The sequence below is a fragment of the Pseudomaricurvus sp. HS19 genome (genome assembly GCF_009857815.1).
GTDB lineage: Bacteria > Pseudomonadota > Gammaproteobacteria > Pseudomonadales > Cellvibrionaceae > Pseudomaricurvus.
In genome coordinates this window covers 1,073,674-1,092,459 of sequence record NZ_WVVW01000001.1, presented here as the reverse complement: position 1 = coordinate 1,092,459, position 18,786 = coordinate 1,073,674, and the positions used below count along the sequence as shown (strand labels likewise).

The 18,786-nt window shown below is 57.7% G+C and carries 11 protein-coding genes and 1 tRNA gene; 3 read left to right on the top strand and 9 right to left on the bottom strand.

The genetic code is table 11. The features are described from left to right. Positions 1 to 202: 202 nt before the first annotated feature. Positions 203 to 291 (top strand) — tRNA-Leu (locus tag GSF27_RS04895). A 163-nt stretch (positions 292 to 454) separates the two neighbouring features. Here GSF27_RS04895 and GSF27_RS04890 read toward each other — a convergent pair. Both GSF27_RS04890 and GSF27_RS04885 read right to left on the bottom strand, forming a co-directional pair. Further along, positions 455 to 826 carry a GFA family protein gene (locus GSF27_RS04890; protein WP_237457427.1) on the bottom strand — a complete coding sequence of 124 codons (372 nt, stop codon included), beginning with the start codon at positions 824 to 826 and terminating at the stop codon, positions 455 to 457. Positions 827 to 899: 73 nt separating this feature from the next. Next, positions 900 to 1,859 (bottom strand): carbon-nitrogen hydrolase family protein, encoded by a 960-nt coding sequence (locus GSF27_RS04885; protein ID WP_160966264.1) that lies wholly within the window; start codon positions 1,857 to 1,859, stop codon positions 900 to 902. Between the two features lie 111 nt (positions 1,860 to 1,970). On the opposite strand from GSF27_RS04885, the gene GSF27_RS04880 reads away from it, so the two are divergent. Beyond that, on the top strand, positions 1,971 to 2,855 hold the full coding sequence (locus GSF27_RS04880; RefSeq protein WP_160966262.1) for a LysR family transcriptional regulator: 885 nt from the start codon (positions 1,971 to 1,973) through the stop codon (positions 2,853 to 2,855). A gap of 70 nt (positions 2,856 to 2,925) precedes the next feature. Here GSF27_RS04880 and GSF27_RS04875 read toward each other — a convergent pair whose 3' ends face one another. The 4 genes from GSF27_RS04875 to GSF27_RS04860 form a co-directional block, all read right to left on the bottom strand. Then, entirely contained in the window at positions 2,926 to 3,348 is a 423-nt protein-coding gene (locus tag GSF27_RS04875) for a DUF6691 family protein (RefSeq protein WP_160966260.1), read from the bottom strand. Positions 3,349 to 3,350: 2 nt separating this feature from the next. Beyond that, on the bottom strand, positions 3,351 to 3,818 hold the full coding sequence (locus GSF27_RS04870) for a YeeE/YedE thiosulfate transporter family protein (RefSeq protein WP_202410264.1): 468 nt from the start codon (positions 3,816 to 3,818) through the stop codon (positions 3,351 to 3,353). A gap of 189 nt (positions 3,819 to 4,007) precedes the next feature. After that, positions 4,008 to 5,108 carry a hypothetical protein gene (locus GSF27_RS04865; RefSeq protein WP_160966258.1) on the bottom strand — a complete coding sequence of 367 codons (1,101 nt, stop codon included), beginning with the start codon at positions 5,106 to 5,108 and terminating at the stop codon, positions 4,008 to 4,010. Positions 5,109 to 5,321: 213 nt separating this feature from the next. Further along, positions 5,322 to 7,856, bottom strand: coding sequence for a tachylectin-related carbohydrate-binding protein (locus tag GSF27_RS04860; protein WP_160966256.1), 2,535 nt, complete (start codon positions 7,854 to 7,856; stop codon positions 5,322 to 5,324). 425 nt (positions 7,857 to 8,281) lie between these two features. Between GSF27_RS04860 and GSF27_RS04855 the strand changes: the two genes are divergently transcribed. Then, entirely contained in the window at positions 8,282 to 9,178 is an 897-nt protein-coding gene (locus tag GSF27_RS04855; protein WP_160966254.1) for a DUF4384 domain-containing protein, read from the top strand. A gap of 131 nt (positions 9,179 to 9,309) precedes the next feature. Here GSF27_RS04855 and GSF27_RS04850 read toward each other — a convergent pair whose 3' ends face one another. From GSF27_RS04850 to GSF27_RS04840, 3 genes are all read right to left on the bottom strand, one after another. Further along, complete coding sequence (locus tag GSF27_RS04850) at positions 9,310 to 11,421, bottom strand: caspase family protein (RefSeq protein ID WP_160966252.1); 2,112 nt, start codon at positions 11,419 to 11,421, stop codon at positions 9,310 to 9,312. A gap of 83 nt (positions 11,422 to 11,504) precedes the next feature. Beyond that, positions 11,505 to 16,859 (bottom strand): CHAT domain-containing protein, encoded by a 5,355-nt coding sequence (locus tag GSF27_RS04845; protein WP_160966250.1) that lies wholly within the window; start codon positions 16,857 to 16,859, stop codon positions 11,505 to 11,507. After that, positions 16,856 to 18,541, bottom strand: a complete 1,686-nt coding sequence (locus tag GSF27_RS04840) for a ShlB/FhaC/HecB family hemolysin secretion/activation protein (protein WP_160966248.1) — start codon at positions 18,539 to 18,541, stop codon at positions 16,856 to 16,858. The genes GSF27_RS04845 and GSF27_RS04840 overlap by 4 nt, the downstream gene beginning before the upstream one ends. Between the last annotated feature and the right edge of the window lie 245 nt (positions 18,542 to 18,786).

Genomic DNA, 18,786 nt, shown 5'->3' with positions numbered 1-18,786 from the left:
GAGTGTAGGGCGGTGACCACTGAAATCAAGTACTAAACCCTGCACAGGATGTTTAAAAAGCAATCAGCGGAGGGCGTTTTGAGGGGCAGCTGCGGGAGGATGATTGGTTGCTTTCAGGGGGGGCGTGGGTTAGCATTCCCACCGCTTTGGCGCCCCCGGTTTGCTGTTCGTGTGAACCTGCGTCAGGGAAATTCTTCGCAGTGCCCGGATGGTGAAATTGGTAGACACAGGGGACTTAAAATCCCCCGACTGGAAACAGTCGTGCCGGTTCGACCCCGGCTCCGGGCACCATTCAATCTCAAGCTCTAAACGCTGACAGCCCTTCAGCAAAAAAAATCACTACGGCCAGCATCTTCCTGTTTCAGAGTTGCAAACACCGCAGCCGTCAGCATTGCTAACCTGAGTGGGAGTGTAACTCCGTCTCTTTATCACTCCCGGTGTCCGGCTTTAACCATCAGAGAACGATACCACTACCGCCCGCGGCTTCCGGCAAATCCCGGTACTTGGGCAGGTCGTCATTGATAGGCAGAACACTTTCCTGATAGTGCACGTGAAATACAGGTTGGAATTCGAGACCTTCAATGATCACGCAGGGAACATCGATGAGCCCCATTTGGGGATGGCGTGTAAACAGGTGACCGCCGCAACTGCTGCACCACACCCTGTCGCTAAGGATATCGCCACCGCTTTCGGATGAGTGTTTGTCGTAACTGGCAAGCTTGTCCTTACCCTTTACAATTTCCATTGATCCGGGTTGCCATAAACTGAATGCACTGACAGGGCTGGCTGACCAGTGCCTGCAGGAGTCGCAGTGGCAGTAGGCCATCAACTCCGGTTTGCCACTGAGGGTGAAAGAGACTGATCCGCAAAAGCATCGGGCAGAATATTTGGGGGTTGTGTTATTCATGGTCTTGCTCCTTCTTACCTGTGAACCGGATGGAAGACTGCATCCGATTGTTGACCTGCAGGGTAAAGATGTCGGGACGGGAGTAATGCCCGGCGACATCGAGAGCGCGTCTGGCGGTTGCCACTTTTTCTGTGTCGATGTCGCAGTAGATAATGCCTTCCTCCCTGCGCAGTGGCCCGGCACTAATCTGGCCTCCAGGGGCAATCACCACTGAGTCACCGGGATTGATCCATTCATCTGGATCCTGGTAGAGGGTTTCCCGTTCCGGAAAATCATCGGGTATGTCGGTTGCGCGTAACAGATTGCCGCAACCAACAACATAGCAACGGCCCTCCCGGGCAATGTGCTGCAGGGTACCAATCCAGTCGTCGCCGCTGTCGTAAGTCGGCGCGATATAAAGCTCCACGCCTTGGGCATAGAGTGCATAACGAGCCAGGGGCATAAAGTTTTCCCAGCAGATCAGGGCGCCGATGCGCCCCGCCGGGGTATCACTGACGGTCAATCCGCTGGCGTCACCAAACCCCCATACCATCCGTTCCGGATTCGTGGGCATCAGCTTGCGATGCACGTTAGTGACTCCGCTATCGGGGGTGATGGTGATGTAAGTGTTATACAGCGTGGAACGACTGAGCTTTGAGTCACGCTCATTGATACCGCAGACCACCGTTACCTGATGTTGCGTGGCCGCCTCACAGACCGGAGCCAGGTCATCCGAACTCAGATCCACGGCGTTCTCCAGCAGGCGCTGGTAGAGCGCTTCGTTCACAGACCAGTCCGCCCCTGGCCTCAGGCGCCACAACCAGGCTGGATAGCCGGATATAAACGCTTCGGTGAAGACAACCAGGCTGGCACCGCTTTGGGCGGCCTCTGCGATGGAGGCCACGGCGAGGCCGATTGAGCCCTGCTTATCCAGAAACTTCGATGCTCTTTGAACAATCGCAATCTTTTTCATGGCTGCACCCCTCTGTGCCTTTCATAATCAGTATAGGTGTGCAAAATTGCATTGGTACTCCCTAAAAAAGCACAGTCATTGTGCATTTTTGCACGGAGTGGAGGTGTATCCATGAACTGGGACGATTTGAGGGTTTTTCTGGCTGTGGCACGCTGCGGATCTCTCAGTGGTGCCGGGCAGCAATTGGGGCTCCAGCACACCACAGTGTCACGACGGCTGAGGGCGATGGAGGCCGGCTTGGGTGTTCGCGTGCTGGAGCGTTGCCGGGGCGGTTACGGGCTGACCACTGCCGGCGAAAGTCTCAAGGCGACAGCGGAGCGTGTGGAGAAGGAAATTCTGGGCTCTGAGGATGTGTTACTGGGGCGGGACCGGCTGATCCAGGGGCCCTTGCGCGTCACCGTGGTAAACCATATCGCCTACGCGTTACTCATGCCGATGTTCGCAGGATTCAGCCAACGCTATCCGGAAGTGGAGTTACAGATACAGGCTTCCAACGCCTACATCAGCATGCCTCACCGGGAGGCAGATGTTGCCTTGCGTGTTATCCAGATGCCGGAAGAGTCCCTGATAGGTAAAAAGATAATTACCTTTGCTTCGGCGATCTATGGCAGCCGTGAGTACCTGAGCAGGCTCAGGCAAAGTGGCGAGCCGCCAGACTGGTTGGGAACAGAGTGCTGTAATTTCCATCGCAACTGGACCAGATCCGTATGCCCGGATGGCAATCACCATTTCACCATCGATGATACCAATCTGGCCCATATGGCGATTAAACAGGGTGTGGGGTTGTCGTTTCTACCCTGTTTTATCGGTGATAAGGACCCGGACCTGGAACGCTATGAGGAGCAGGACCCGGCAACCTATGGGCTGGACTTATGGATGCTTTTTCATGAGGACTTACGCCACACCATGAGGGTGCGGGTGTTTCGTGAGTATATGGTCGGGGAGATCGAGAAACAGCGCGACCTTTTGGAAGGGCGGGCGCACAGAAATACCTGAGATGTTGGGGCGTGAGCGCAGGCGAATCCGGTCTGCCTGCACCCCAGCCACTGTATCTGTCTCTACCCAATCAGGCACTGCGTCGGTCTTCCTGCACTCCATGCAGCAGTGCTCCCACAAAAATTCCCGCGAGTGCGATCAGCAGGTCTGCGTTACCGGCGCCAAATCCGGCCAGTGCCGGCCCGGGGCAGACACCACAGATACCCCAACCAATACCAAACAGGGCACCACCAATCAGGCTGCGACGATCGGCCCTGAACAGCCGGGTTTCAAACGCTTCGCCCAGCAGTGAACGCTGGCGCAGTCGCGGCAGCAGCTGAAAAACGAGCAGGTTCAAGCCGGTGGCGGCTCCCAGTACAAACAGCAGCCCCAGATCGTCAAAGGTCAGGAAGGAGAGCACAACTTCCGGTCGAATCATGGTGGCCCAGGATAAGCCAAAGCCAAACAGGGCACCGGCAGCCAAGGTGGCGGTGAAGGAGAGGGTGTTTTTCATTATCAAACTCCCCAGCCCAGCGATTTAAACAGCCAGGCGGTGGCGATACCGGTCGCCATAAAGGTCATTACCACACTGATGGAGCCGATATTCAGGGAGGCCATACCACAGATGCCGTGGCCGGAGGTACAGCCCCCACCCAGGCGGGCGCCATAACCGATAAGCACACCACCCAGCGCGAGTTTCCAGGCAGGCATCTCACTGGTCACCTGGGGCAGGCCCATGCCCAGGTAGATGAGTCCCCCCAGTACAAACCCGCCGGCGTAGACAAGGCGCCAATTGCGGCTCTGCAGAAACGCGGATTGCTGGAAAAACGGGGTTTTGGCCAGCCATGACCAGCTGGCGCTGAAAAAGGTGGAGGCACCACCCTGGCGACCGGTCACGATGAACAGCAGGGCCACGCCCAGCCCGATAAGCAGTCCGCCTACCAGGTAATGGCTGATTCCGTGGGGGAAGAGGGTTTCGATCACGATTTGTATCTACCTTGGCAATAATCAGGGGGCGCGATTATCACACTTGCGGGTGGTAGGTAAAAGGCGATCTGTGATGGAGAGTGTTGCTGGCGAAACCGGGGTGGGGAGCATCTAAAATGGTTTCGCCAGCGAGGATGCCCGGCTGCGGATGCCACAGGGCATCGCCGGGCTCATCGTGGACGGATTCTATTTAAACGCTTTCTTCAGGGTTTTCATGTTCAGCTCTGCCGGTTCCTGCAAGCGGCAAGCCTTACCGCCTGTTGCCGACTGCCCGGTGGGGACATAGTTGGTGGGGCAGCTGTAGCAGAATCCGTTTTGGCCGAACTGATTGGCTGGGCAGGCGATAATGGCGTCTCCACGCCTGGTGGCAGGAGCTGTTTTCACCGAACCGGTATCCTTGATGCACGCGTCAGGTTTGTTAACGGCCGCTGCGGAGCGCTTGTAGCCCTTCGGACACTTCCAGTATTCACCACCTTTTCTGGGGTCCACAAATGCGCCGGCCGGCTTGGGATTATTGACCTTGCCCAGGAATTTGGCCGCTGCAAGCTTTTCACCGATGACTTTTTCGGTGGCACAGGCTTTATCGCTGGTAACGCTGTGGGCAGTACGGCGTGGACGATTGTCCGGGCATTTCCACCATTCACCGCCTTTGCGTGGGTCCTTGAAGGCATTTTTGGAAGGCTTGTCGGTGGTAGTCTTACCCAGGTATTCAGCCTTGGCCTTCAATGTCCGCTGGATGCAGGCATCGTTGGCCGAAATCAGGATGTTGGCAGAGCGATCAAAGTTGGTGGGGCAGGAGTAACAGGTATCACCAATCTTGTCCCTGAACGCTGCTTCGAGCGTGGCTGTAGCCGGGTATTTCTTATGGCACTCGGTGCCGAGTCTCTGGTGTTTGGTGGCTTTGGTGTACTCCGTACAGTCCGCGTCAGATCCGCCAAGAGCGCCGTAGTCAGTGTTTGCCTTGCCGGGCATCCTGCAAGGCTTTTCACCCTTGATGTTGATGGACTTCCATTCTGTATCAGTTGCTTCAGCCTTGCCTTCCACATTCACAGTTGGTGTATCGCTGTCAGGGGGCGTGTCGGTTTGCTCTTCGGCTTTCTTTTTCCGGTGTTCGCAGACAGTGTTTCCCTCCGGACATTCGTCGTTATTGGTCTCAGTTTCCTGAGGCGGGATGTAGATGACGGAATCCTGCACCACTTGTTGCTGGGCAAACGCTGTGTACGTAAGGGACATCAGAAGGCCGATAGCGGCCAACCTCGGCAGCATTGATAGTTTCCAGTTAATCATTTTGTTATTCCTTTGATAGGTTGCTGTTATTAAGTACTTCTGTGAGCCGTCTGCCTGCTGGCCTGAACGCCACCGTGTTGCATCATATTCTGGATTTATTGATCTCTACCATTCCCATCCAGACATTAACAGTCTGGCAGTCTATTGCTGAATCCGGCATTAACCAATGGCGTGTATTCAGCGTGAAGATTTCCATGCCCATGACGAATGGGCTTATTCAACGGCGCACAGTACTTTGCGGCCACTGGCGCATCCGCTGTCCCCTAAGCTTTTGTACTTCAAGCCACGCTTGGTGCAGTCGGCAACTTCGCCTTCACAAAAGGGCGCTGTGCCGATCCAGGTCTCATACTTGGGTAAAGCCCCTCGGGATACAGGATCCTTGCTCAGGGCTGTCAGGCTCAACACCATCCCCGTGCCATTGGGGTTGGTAATGCTTTTCCTGAACTGGACCATGGACAGGGGCTTTTGTGAATCATTGATAAGCTGATAGAGGTCCGTCTGCGCATCAATATTGCCGAATACCCTGGCACCTTCCGTAGTGGCAATAGTCGCCGCCAGGGCGAGAATATTGATGGGGCCGGCGACCATGCTGGCTGTGGAAGCGACGGTGGAGGCTGCGCCAAAGGCAGTGGCGGTTGATGCAACACCGGAGACCACGGCGCTGGCGCCGGATACAATTGATATGGAGCCGGTGGCAATGCCAGCTGCATTATTGGTGTCGGAACCATCGATCACCTGCAGGATACCTGTGGCAACGCCGGCAACCCCGCCAGCAACCCCGGCGACGCTACCGACTTTGCCGGTCACCGAAGCGAGCTTGCTGCCGGTTGTAGCCGCATTGCTGACCAAGGTCGCGCTACTGCCAATAATGGTGGTCGAACCGGAAACGATGGTAAGTCCCAAGGCAGCCTTTTCCTTATCTGTAAGCTTTCTCAGGTCGTCGTTGTTGGCAGTATGAATTGATATGGCGGCGTTAGCGATTTGCAATCCTCCCTCCAGTACCGATGCTGCTGCCAGCGCTGAGCTGACTTTCTGGCTTGTTACCGATGATTCTTCAGTTGTAACCGTAATCTTCGGTGAAGTGTCTTTCACCAGAATTTCCACAACATTTCTCGTACTGCCGTCGGCGGTAATTGAAAATACCTGTTTAACGACACTTGTTGCCGCGACCAGCTGCTTTAACTCGGCAGGGGGGATATCTTCAATTTTCTTTGGGTTCTCCAGCATCTTAAGACCGGTGTCTATCAGCAATCCCAATGCAGCGGTTTGTGATAGTGATGCCATATCGGTACGGTTGGCGGTATCGTTCATATAGTTGGTGCCCGCTAATTCCATGATCTTTTGAACGGCTTTTACGGAAAGGGTAGGGCCGCCTTGGAGCAGGGTGGCATACTTGCTGCTGGTTGAGCAGCCGTTCTGATAAGGGTCGTAAGGGCATGGATTGTTCATGGCTTTGGCATAGCCATATTTCAGGTGCCAGGCGTAGGATGCCCTGATGCTCTCCTGACGCATTTTCATAAGCGTCATGAGGTTGTTTTCAGCGACGGTCCAGCTTTTCGATGTGTCGGCCAGTGTCATGATTTTCTGAACCAGTAACACTTTCAGCGCAGCCAGTTTCAATTGTTTGCAATAGGCCGCAGTGCATCCCTTGGTCTGGGTGTTGTTAAGAGCGATCAACTCTTCAATAACGGCGGCATAGGGGGCGGCATTTTGTTTGTAACCGTATCCTGCCAGCAGGAAATCGGTAACTTCTTTCGTGTTGTCGGGGTTGGGAAGTTCATCTGCGCTGTTAAGACTAATGACGAGAGAACCAGAAGGTTGCGAAGTTAATACGCGGTTGGCAGTTGTCGTTTGAGTGGTGAGTGTGGAAGAGATTGTTGCTGTATTGGAGGGTAACAGGATTGCCGTATTGGTTGTGGAAATATTGGATAATTCCACGCCGGTGGATGCAACGAAGGGATTACTGAGCCAGCCTGTACCCACCACTTTGGCGGTGTCCCATTTCGCAGTGCCGTCCTGGTAGCCGATATGACGATTCCAGACCAGTTCCCCATTTTGCCTGATCGCCAATATGACTCCCTGGGGGGCAGCGAAAATATGTGTGTACTGTTGCCAGCCGGTGGCGACCTTCTGTTTTTTCCAGCGCACTGTGCCATCAGAACGCCCCAGGTGTTTGTACCACCACAATGTGCCATCGTTTCCAATAGCGTAAATGGCCCCGTCTGATCCACCGAAGACATGCTTAAATCCCCAGCCGGTTCCAACCACCTTGCCCGGGCCTTTCCATGAGGGAGTGCCGTCTTTCCGGCCGGTATGCTGATACCACACCAGCTCGTTCCGGGCATTAATCGCATAGATAACCCCGTTTTCAGCGGCGAAGACGGTTTTGAAATGCCAGCCGGAGCCAATCTTTTTTGGACCAGTCCATTGTTTGGTCCGGGCTTGTTGGCCGTCATGGCGGTACCAGTAAAGGACTCCGCCATTGTCTATGGCGTAAACATAGCCGCCGGCAGCGGTAAATATTGTTCTGTATTTGTTCCAGCCTGCACCTACTTCTTCTGTTTTAGCCCAGCTTTTGTCTCCGTTTTCCATGCCGTTAAACTGATACGCCAGTAGCCTGCCATCATTGAGGCTGCGATAAATAACTCTGTCGTCAGTTCCGGCCTGCGTTGAAAAAGATGCCAAAAGGATGGCAGCTGCGCCAATGATGTTCTGCAGTTCAGTTAATTTCCTTGTCCACGATGCCATCGTCAGGGACCTCCATGTTACAAGTGCCTGTTATTTTTGGGGGGCTCGCAGACGATGAGCCGGGGGAACAAAAATAAATAGTAGTTTTGAATGAATTCAATGCCAAATAAATCTGTTGTTTTTATGCTGTATGTGACTAATTTCTCTGGATAGCCCATTAGCGAGCGGTTGTTCAGCAGCGCTTGCCGCCCTCCATTTGAAAAATGCTCTACCAGGGCGCATTCCGTGGTTCCTTACTCACAGGTGTTGGAATGCCATTGCTTGGTGTACTATCCGAAAGTCCAAATTTGATCATTTGCACGACAGGCAAGAGCTATTACAAGCAAGAGCTATTAAAGGATTCGACTGAAGGAGCAACCATGTCACGTCTCTTCTCCCTATCAAAACAAAAACAACGCCTGTGGGGTTGGAGCAGGCGCACAGCGTTGGCAACCTCTTTCGTTGCCGTGGCGGGCTGTGCCGGTGTGGCTCCCATCCTGACGACGGCGGCCGTGAATTTTGCACAGAACCTGATTGATGCCGCCTCGCAGAACGCCGGTAATAAATACGGTTCGGAGATTGAACAGCTGGTGCGTGCGCTGGCCTACAACGCCCTGGCGCAGTCGGAAACCAAGGTCCGGCCGTATTTTCCCGAGTTTGGCAGCTACGCCGGTTTCAACGCCCAGGACGCGGGTGCTGAGTACAGTGGTGATGAGGAAGCGATCCGCAGTGTGGAGGCGGCCGGGAACGTCGCCCTGGATGTGGCCCTGCTGGCGCAGCAGAAACAGCCCGACGGCAGTGTCCAGCTGATGCCTATCGAAGATGGAGCCACCCTCTACGACGGCCGGGGTGATCGCCTGGCCGGAGACAAGATCAAGGTGGGATTCAAGAGCAACTGTGACTGCTATGTGTATGTGATCGGCATTGATGCCACCGGCTATGTGGCGCAGATCTTCCCTGACCCTGACGCTCCTCACATGGGCAACCCGGTGGTGGCGGAGCAGACGTACATGTTGCCGGAAGGCAATGAATGGTGGGGGCTGGATGAGTACCAGGGTGTGGAGACCATCTATTTCGTCGCCTCACCGCGTCAGCGGACGGATATTGAAATGGCCGTGGCCAGTATGGTCAGTGCGCCACGCTCGGTTACCCCGGGTAACTACCGGCCAGTGACGCAAGCTGCCGTGATCCCACAGCCTCGCGGGCTGGTGAAAGTTCAGGAAGCGGCGCCGCTGGAGGTGACCAGCACAACCGGCCAGCGGCAGATGGTTGAGCCGACGGCGTTTCTGGCCTCGGCGGCCGGCGCTGACCTGATTATTACCCGCTGGTTTAATCACCAGTAATTGCGGAATACGGCGGCTTCCCGGAAGTCGATCAGCAACTGCCTGGCTTTAGTGGGATGGGTTGCAGAATAAAAAAGCGCGACCCCAGGTCGCGCTTTTTTTATCCGGGTCGCTCATAAGCGCAGCCCTGGCTACTCGGTAATATCCAGCACCAGCGAGCGGGCGGTCCACGCATCCTGCCGGTCAGCCAGATCAGCGGCTGAGGCGGTACTGGATCCGGAAGAGGATGCCGGCGCTGTGTCTGCTACCACCCGGACGCCCCGGGTGTTGATGGCCGCCAGCTGATCCCCCAGTTGGGCAAGGGAGGTTCCATCACTGGCGGCCCGGGCGATAAAACTGCGGATCAGGCGCGCCGTTTCCAGGTCTGTGGCGGCGAACACGCGCAGGGTATCGCGGCCCACCGGGGGGCCGTAATCCCAATGGAAGCCGGCCCGGTTGCCGCTGGCCAGCTGGTCGGGAATACGGACAATCTCGTTGGCAGGGATAAAGCCGTCAGTATGAAAGTCGTGTCGCTGGTAACTGTTGGGAAATAGCAGGGTAATGGCGCCCTCGGTGTCCACATCCACAATGGTGAGGTAGACCGGCCGGTCTGCCACCACTTCCACCATCAGGCTATTGGCATGACTGCGCGCTTCCCCATTTTGGCGGATGCGGTAGCGCAGGCGGGGTGTGTCTGTCACTTTCACCAGGCCACGCTCGCTGGTGAGGGAGCTGGTTTCTGTCCTGACGCCGACGGTCAGGTCGATATCGGATGTGGGATTTTCCAGCGCCAGCAGCCCGAGCACGTTGGTGAGCCTCACCAGTGAGGGCACCAACTGTTGTGCCAGTGACTCAGCCGGCATGGCCCGGAAGGTTGCCACGGTCTGAAGCCCCGACGCATCGTGCAATACCCAACCGCGACCATCAAAGTTCAGTTGCAGGCGGGCAAAATCACCCGGCTTTACGGCCCGCACATGGGGGAGCTCGGCCTGCAGCAGCTTGCCGAGCTTACGCATCTGCTTCTTGTCGCCACCGCTGATCAGGATGGGAAGATCCCTGGAAACATCCGGCGGGGCCACGGCAATGGCCCGTGCCTGGTGCGGCAGCATTTTACTGTCGACATCCAGCGACAGGATGGCGTCGCGTCCGGAGATTTTCTCCACCGTACCCATGGCAATAGCCTGACCCGGGGCGAAACGGGTCTCAGAGGCGCCGTAGATGCCCCAGCGGGAGCCGGGACGGGCATTGAGGGCAACACCGTCAAGCAGTTTGGCCTGTTGGCCCCGCAGTGGCTCCAGTGTCAGCCAGGAGCGCCTGGCGGTGTTACTGTCCGGGCGGCCGGAATTGCTGTTCAGCATTGCTGGCTTGCTGTTGAACGAGAGCAGGGCCACATTCAGTCGCTCGGCGGAAGTTTCCAGTTGCGGCTCCGGGGGTGCGAACGACAGCTGTTGGCGGATGCGCTGCAGTTCCTGCTTAACCGCCTGGTGGATCTGCGCCGGAGTACCCCTGGGACCGAAGCGGTCCAGGGCCTGTGCCAGTGAGTAGGAGAACAAACCGTAGTAACCGTTATCCACGGGGCCGTCGAGGGCTTCCTCCTCGGGCGGGGCGCCGGTCATCAGTACGTGCCCCAGCTGGTTTACCTCGACCACAGCCCGGGTGGTGGTGCTGTTGCTATACAGGTCATGGCGGGTATCCGGCGGCACGGAGCGGGGCTGCACCGTAGAGACTGAGCGGGTAATGGTCCCGGAGTGACAGCTGTCAAAGACGATAAGGGCGTGTTTCGAACGCAAGCGTGAAAGCAGGCTCTCAAACTCGTCATCGAGAATATCGGGCACGCCATTCATGCGCGCATCGGCAGAGAGGATGGTTTCGTCGAAGCCATCGTCCTCATCACCGTTGAGGTCCTGGTGGCGTGAACCGTGGCCGGAGTAGTGAAAGTAAATAATATCGTCCGCTGCCGCATTGGTGACCAGCTCATCCATGGCATCGAGTATGGCTGTGCGGGTGGCCTGGCGATCCGTGAGCATACGAATATCCGCTGGCTGGAATCCCATGCGGGTGATGAGGATACGCCTGAGCATCTCCACATCGTTCACCGCGCCACGCAAATCGTTGACCTCCGGCGAGGCGTAATCGTTGATACCGATTAACAGCGCTTTGCGTTGCGCAGCGCTGGCTTCGCCGCCACACAGGAGTCCTGCGCAGATGGCGGCAACTGCCAGAAAACTTCGCCATTGCTCTCTGAGACCAGAGCTAAAAAACATAGTGAATACCATCATTTAATTTTTGTACTGCTGGCGGATGATAGTGAGAAGCACCCGGCGATACCAGCCACTGCAAATTGTTCCTACAACCAGTTACTGATTAACAAAAATGGTGACCAGAAAAACGGGTGCGACAGGGCGGGGTCTTCGATCAGGTGGCGCTGCGCGGTGCGCAATGCTTCTGCCTTGGAGGTGCCTTCCACACTCAGCGCCTGATAAAAGTCCACCACCAGCCGGTAGGCGGCCTCGTCGGAAATACTCCACAGGCTGCCGACCGCGCTGCGGGCACCGGCACGAATGGCTACACCGGCCAGGCCCAGCGCCGCGCGATCGTCACCGGCGGCAGTCTGGCAGGCGGAGAGCATCAACAGCTCCAGTGAGTCATCGCGGAACTGGGCCACGCTCACCGCCTCGGCCAGGCGATTCATGGTCAGGTGGCCGTCATAGGCCAGCAGGTAGCTGGAGTCCGGGTCGCCGCTGAAGACACCGTGGGAGGCGATATGGACAATGTTTGGTCGTTGATCCGCAATGGCCTTTTCAACCCGCGCAACACTGAACTGGTCGTTGAGGAACACCTGGCCACCGAAGCTGTTGTGCACGGCTTCCAGCTCCGCCGGGACATTGGCCAGCGCACTGAAGCCATTCACCGCTTCGCTGACACCCACCGCCAGCAGGCGCACATTTCCGGTGTTCAAAGGTTTGGGGTCGATCAGGTCGAGGCTGGGGGTCACCGCCAGCGCGTAGTTCTCCACCAGATAGTGCTGGCCATCGTGCAGAACCGCCATCGGCAGTGAACGCAGGGCGCCGTCGGGTACAAAAACCATGGTGGCTACGTTGGCTTTGTCAGCGTTGGCGATCCAGGGCTGGATCAGCCAGCGGTAAAGTTGCTGGGCGTCCGCCAGGTAATCTTTGCTGCGAGGGTCCTGCAGGCGGCGGCGCAGGTGACGGGCGGTCTCTTCCAGTTCGGCTGCGGTAGCGGCTACCGGATAGTGCTGAATCTCACCACCAATACTCACCAGCAGTTCAATGCGGTCGGCGAGGATGACCGGATAGACGATGGCAACGTCGTCGGCAACCTGATCCAGCTCCTGCCGCCGTGTGGCCAGCTCGGCGATACATTCATTCTGGAAATAGTCCCTCAACTCCGCGGCTTTGAGCAGTTCCACGGTGCTGCGGGCCTCATGCAACAGACCGGATGTTGAAGCCTGTTGTGGAGTGCGGTCGGACACGGTCAGCAGGGCCCGCACCAGATCCTGGTACACAGGGGCAACCGCCTGTTTGAAGTGCAGGTCGGTGGAACCATAGCGAGCCATGGCTTCCTGACGGGTCTCCTCCAAAAGTTTCACCGATTTGCGATAGGAAGCGATGGCCTCCTGCATGTGGCCCTGGTCTGCCTGGATCTGTCCGATCTGCCAGTGCCAGCGGTAGATGATGTCCGGTGCGTCTGCCTGCTCGGCGCTGGCAAGGGCCTTGCGGGTCAGGTACAGGGCTTCGTTATGGCGCTGCTCCAGCCGGTAGAGTGCTGCCAGATTGCCCAGCACCAGCGATACATCGCGATTGTCACCCAGGGCGTTGGCCTGTTGCAGGGCGGCGTTCAGCAGTTGGAAAGCATTGCGCAGGGCGGGCTTGTACTCCCGGGTGGCGGGGTCGCTTGCCAGCTTTTCGTAGGTTTTGGCCAGGTGTATGGAGAGTGTTACCAGGGCTTTGCTGGTGCCTGAGGCCTTGGTGCTGTCCTGTACCAGCTCGCGGGCCTGATCAGCCAGCTGCAGCGAGCGCTGGCTTTGCCCCGACTGGTAGGCTGCGCGGGCGGCACTGGAGAGCGCCTGTGCCGCGGGACCGGGAGCAGTGGCGGCCAAAGCCAGCTGCGCACTCTGCTCATAATTGCTGAGCGCGTCGTTCCAGTTGTTGCTGGCGGCGTAGGCGTTGCCAAGATTGGTGGTGAGGCCGGCGGCCAGTTCCGGGTTGCCGGTGTCTTTCGCCAGCACAATGCCCCGCTGCAGGAAGTTCTCGGCTTCCTGGCGCTCTCCCAGCGCAATCAGCGTGTTGCCCAGACTGCCGAGAATTTCCGCCTGTTGTTTAGCGTCGCCGTTGTTTTGGGCCGCTGCCAGGGCGCCGCGCAGGGTCATCAGTGCTTGACCATACTCGCCCTGGGCGTGTTGTGATTCGCCCAGGCCGCGCAGGGCGGAGGCTTGCAGCTGGTGGTTCTGTTGTGACTCAGGCAGTTCGGAGAGCGCCGCATAATGCGCCTCAGCATCGCTGTAATTACCACTGCGGAAGGCGCTCTGCGCGGACTCCACCGTTGAGCTGATTCCCCGGGTTTGGGGGGTATCCGCCATGGCCAGCAGCAGTGAGTCGTCGCTGTTGTCCGGGCTCTGCCAGTCGCTGTCGAAAGACGCCAGCAGCTCTTCGGGTGAGGCGGGCAAGCCCCGGCGCAGGGACACCACAAGACTGCCCTCGGATTCTGCCGCACCTGCCACATCGCAACCGGGACGAATCAGTGCGGTGGCATCGAGAAAGCTGGCCGACAGGGTGGCGAGACTTTGTTCCAGCAACGTATCGGGGGTGGTGGTGACCACTTCGCCGTCGATACCGGTATTGGCCGAAGCATCAATAATTGTATCGGGAGTGGGGAAGAACTGGTCGGCGCTAATGGCGATGTTGCCGCCATTGCCGGCATCGGCCCTGGCAATAATATTGGCCTGGTTGAGCGCCACCAGGGGCGCGGCGAGAGTGATGTTGCCGCCGCTGCCGGCTCCCGCCGTGACGCTGGTAGTGACCGAGCTTTGGTAGAGATGTATGTAGCCGTCACTATTGATGTTGATGTCGCCACCAAAGGCCTGATCAGCCGCCGACGCTATCCGACTGTCTGCCAGCTGCATCTGGTTGGCAACATTGATATCGATGTTGCCGGCATTACCGGTACCCAGCGAGAGCACCTCAATACTGGCGTCATTGCGCAGGTAGAGATTGCCTGAGTTCAGCAAAATGTCGCCGCCGGCGCCCGTGGATGTGGTGGACGCTGATATATGGCTGTCATCCAGCAGGGTGGTGCCGCTGATGTCGATGGTGATGGAGCCTGCGTTGCCGGAGCCGCTGGTGGTGGCACTGATCTCGCTGCCCATGGTCAGGCTGTCACCGCTAATGTCGATATTGCCACCGTTTCCCGAGCCTTCCGTGGAGGCGTAGATACCGCTGTTATGAATAACGATATCGCCGGTCGCCAGACGGATGGAGCCCGCGTCGCCGGTACCACTGCTGGTGGCGTTCATCTGGCTGTTGTTGCGCAAGGTGAGTTGGGAGCCGGACAGGTCGATATTGCCACCACTGCCGTCGGAACTGGTGGATACAGTGAGCTGACTGTTGTCGAGCACCAGATTATCCACAAATCCTGTTACCGAGCCTGCGCTACCGGATCCGGTGGTTGTGGCGTTAATGGCGCCGCCCGCCTCAAGGCGCATCTCGTTTGTTTGCAGATTAACAGAGCCGCCTTCACCACTGATGGTCGAAGCCAGAATGGAACCGCCGCTGAGCAGGATAGAGTCGGCATTGAGGCTGATGTCGCCAGCGTCAGATGTGCCGGGTTGCAGGCCTGCGTTGTCGTTTAAGCTCTGGGAGGTAATTTCCCCTCCGCTGGTTACTGAAATCCGTTGTGCCGCACTGATACTGATATCACCGGCATTGCCCTGGCTAACATCGGAGAAGGTGGCAATGCGGGCCCCCTCGGACACCTGCAGATTGTCGATGTCCAAGTAAATGGCACCTGCCTGGCCGGTCTGGATTCCACCGAAGCTGTCCTGCGCGAAAATGGCGTCCGCGGCGATGGCCGAGCGGGCAAAATCGTCTCCCCGCGAGACCTGCAGTTGAACAGAGGTTCCGGTGCCCAGGTCAATGTTATCCAGTGGCAGGATGGCGGCCAGCTCCTGGTTAATGCCGCTGACCAGCAGATCCGCGGCGCGGATGTGAATTTCGCCACCGATACCGCCACCCACCGCTTCGGCGCCAATACGGCCGCCATTGGTTAATTGAATGGATTCGGCCGGGGCTGCGCCACCCCCCATATTGATGTAGATGTTGCCGCCAGAGGATTGCTGGTTGAAACCGATAGTGGTGGATACGCCACTGGGCTGGACCAGTGCGGCACTGGCGCTGTTGTTCGGGGTGTAATTCGGCGGTATGTAGACGCCGTCTGCCGTCAGTATGCGAGTATCAATGGATATATCGCCGCCGTTTCCGGCATCAACAGAGATGGATTCTATGGAGCCGCCGCTGGTCAGGTGAATTTCATCGGCGCTGATGGTAACGCCGCCCGGTGTGTATCCGGGATCACTGGTGTTGGCGCTCTCAAAGGCACCGGTGGAAATTTCTGCCCGTTCTGACAGAGTCAGTAAACGGGTGTTAACCGTGATGTTCCCGGCCAGCGCACTGCTGCCGGTTGCGTCGCTGCGAATCTGTGCCTGGTCCGACAGTGTGAGGGTATCGATTCCGTCCAGCAGGATACTGCCGCCGCGACCACCGTTGGTGTCCGTATTGATAGTGGTGTTAGCACCATTCAATACAACGTGGTTAAAGCCCGTGATGGTAAGGTCGCCGGAAGCCGGGGCGGTGCCGTAGATTCGGGTGCTGATGGTGCTGTTGTTTTGCAGGCTGAGCTGGCTGCTGCTGGTGTTGCCCAGACTGATCAACGAAATTGAAGCCGGATCGCCGCTGCCATTAACGTAGGCTTCGATGCGGGATTGATCCAGGGAAATGGTGCTGGCACCCACATCAATGGAACCGCCGATAGAATAGAGGTAGGTGCCCGCCTGCAAGTCTATCTCGCTGGCCAGCAACGACAGCCCCTTGCTTGCCTGCAGGGTAGCCCCTTCGACCGTGATTTTGCCCATTGGGGCGGCCAGGAATCCGAAAGCGGCAGGATGGGCCATCTGCAGCGCCGAATCACCACTGAAAGCGGTGATCATGTTACCGCCAGGATCTTCCATCCACAGATCACTGTCGGTGCTGGCATGGAAGCTGCCATCCACAGCCAAGGTTGCGCCCGGGCCAAAGACGAAACCTGCCGGGTTCAGCAGGAACAGGTTCGCGCCAGTCACATTCATCTCAATGCGACCGTAGATATTGGAGACATCGCCGCCGGTCACCTTGCCGATAATGTTTTCCGTGGTCAGACCAGGGTCGGCAGTAAAGAGCACGGTATCGGCGCTGTTTAACTGAAACGTGTCAAAACTCTGCAGCAGGTTGATGCCGGAATTGCCGCCGGGGCGAAAGCCCTGGTTTTCACCCACGGTGTAGCGGGTCCCGCCCAGATAGCTTTCTATACCGGGACCGTTGGGGCCGTTAACGATAATGCTGGTGGTGGGATCAACCGCGAATACAGCGGATGTGCACATTACCAGGCCGGTGGCCCACAAACCGGGATTGGTAATTTTGCGTCTGTTCATGGCAAGGTCACCGACAGGCTGAGATGCCAGCCCTGTTCCTGCAGGGACGAATCAATAGGCTCGGATGTCATCTCTTCCAGTGCCTCCCCATACCAGACTTCGGCGCGGTAACGGTGGCCGGATGAGAACAACAGGCCCGCACCGATGCTGGCCAGCTGATCGTCAACGGGGTCTTCCCCGGCGCTGTTCCAGCCCTGGCCATAATCGGCGAAGGGGGCAAACTGCAGGGTAGAGCTGCCATCGCCGCTGCGCCATACCGGTATGCGCCACTCAAGTGATGCAATCACCCCGTTGTCGGCTACCAGGCCGTTCTCGACGTAGCCTCGCACGGTGCGCTTGCCGCCAATGGCCAGCTGCTCCATACCCAGCAGTGGTGAATCGCTCCACTGGGCGTCCAGGCGGCCAATGAGAGTGGAGTCGAACAGTGCCATACGCTGGGCCAACTGGAATTGCACGAGAGCACTGAGGAACTCGCCGTCGGGGATGTCGTCATCGTCGTGGATGGTGGCATTGTCAACGTCCAGGCCTGTGCTCAGCGTCGTGCGCAGGGCCAGTACCCGCTGCGGGCTACGATGAGTGTAGTCCTGTCCAATGCGAACTACCCGTGCCCTGGCAAGACCCTCTTCGGGGCCCGGGGTAAAGGTGAAGCCAAACCCCAGCAAGCTGGTGTAGCTGCGGCGCGCCTCGGCCTTCAGGAACAGGCGCATGGTGGAGTCCGGGTGACGCCAGAGTGGATGCTGCACTTCACCGGTGAAGGTGCTGGACTCGCCCTCAATCTGCAGCGCGTCGAAAGGTTTGGGCACCACTTCGGAATGGCTCTCAGACCAGGCCACGCCCACGGTGGTGCCGTAGCTGTTGATGGGGATGCGGTAGAAGGCGTCGGCTTTCTCCAGCCCCTCGGTTTTGGTGGCCCAGATACCCAACTCATCACTGAAGCCGAGCAGGTTGTAGTGCATAAAACCCAGGGTCAGGGCCTCTTCACCAATGGCTACCGGTTCGTCATTGGCCAGCGTGATGTTGAATTGCCAGGGGCGCGCCTCCTCAATACCCAGGTCGAGTCGCGCTTCTCCCGGTGTGTCTCCTGGCAGCAGCTGGGCCTGAAAACGTTCGATGCGTGGATCCTGCTGCAGCAGTTGCAACTCTTCTTCCAGCGCAAATACATTGAGGGGCGTGCCGGCTCGCAGAATCTGTTGCTCAATGGGAGCTGTGCGCAGGCGGCCGTCAGTGTGTGCAGAGACTTCGGCCAGATAGCCTTCCACAATCAGGACGCGCACCACGCCCCCGGCTACCTCCTGATCGGGGATGAGCGCGCCGGAATTGACCATGCCTGCAGCGATGTAAGCCTGGGTGATGGTGGTGCGAAGTCGCTCCAGGTCAGCAAAGCTCACCTGGCGGCTACGGAAGTCGGCGGCGATGGCTTGCAGCTTTTCCAGCGGGAATACCTGGTTGCCGGAAAATTGGTAGTCGCGGATATAGACGGTGCGGCCAGCGGCGATACCTTCCAGGTTGTCACTGTCCGGAATGGTGACGGGTGGCAGTATCTGCTCACCAGTACCCGATTCAAACGATGGCAGGGTGGGGCGTTCGTCAGCGGGCCTGTTCAGCAGATCAGCCCGGCTGGAGAGGCTCCCTATTGCCAGCAATCCCGCCAGCGACGCTGCCCCAAGTGTTTTCCTTATCATTGTCGTCAGCGCAGGGCTCCGTGTAGCAGGACATAGTGCTCAAGACGCTCAGTTGCCAGAGCCTGTGTCCCTTGCCATGAAATACCAATCCGTGAATGGCTAACTCTTACATAGTGGTTATTTTACAGTCCAGAGTTCATTGACGCCTATATCAGCGTGCGGAAGAAGAGGATTTTTTCGGAATAATGGGTAAACGCCCGTATTTCGAGGGTGTCGCAAAGTGCCTTGCAGAGTTCTTCGGGCAG

Bases quoted from the DNA above. Each gene is read 5' to 3' on its own strand.
- GSF27_RS04845 (WP_160966250.1), bottom strand. From the start codon at position 16,859: ATGAACAGACGCAAAATTACCAATCCCGGTTTGTGGGCCACCGGCCTG.
- GSF27_RS04880 (WP_160966262.1), top strand. From the start codon at position 1,971: ATGAACTGGGACGATTTGAGGGTTTTTCTGGCTGTGGCACGCTGCGGA.
- GSF27_RS04865 (WP_160966258.1), bottom strand. From the start codon at position 5,108: ATGATTAACTGGAAACTATCAATGCTGCCGAGGTTGGCCGCTATCGGC.
- GSF27_RS04885 (WP_160966264.1), bottom strand. From the start codon at position 1,859: ATGAAAAAGATTGCGATTGTTCAAAGAGCATCGAAGTTTCTGGATAAG.
- GSF27_RS04890 (WP_237457427.1), bottom strand. From the start codon at position 826: ATGGCCTACTGCCACTGCGACTCCTGCAGGCACTGGTCAGCCAGCCCT.
- GSF27_RS04850 (WP_160966252.1), bottom strand. From the start codon at position 11,421: ATGTTTTTTAGCTCTGGTCTCAGAGAGCAATGGCGAAGTTTTCTGGCA.
- GSF27_RS04860 (WP_160966256.1), bottom strand. From the start codon at position 7,856: ATGGCATCGTGGACAAGGAAATTAACTGAACTGCAGAACATCATTGGC.
- GSF27_RS04875 (WP_160966260.1), bottom strand. From the start codon at position 3,348: ATGAAAAACACCCTCTCCTTCACCGCCACCTTGGCTGCCGGTGCCCTG.
- GSF27_RS04840 (WP_160966248.1), bottom strand. From the start codon at position 18,541: ATGATAAGGAAAACACTTGGGGCAGCGTCGCTGGCGGGATTGCTGGCA.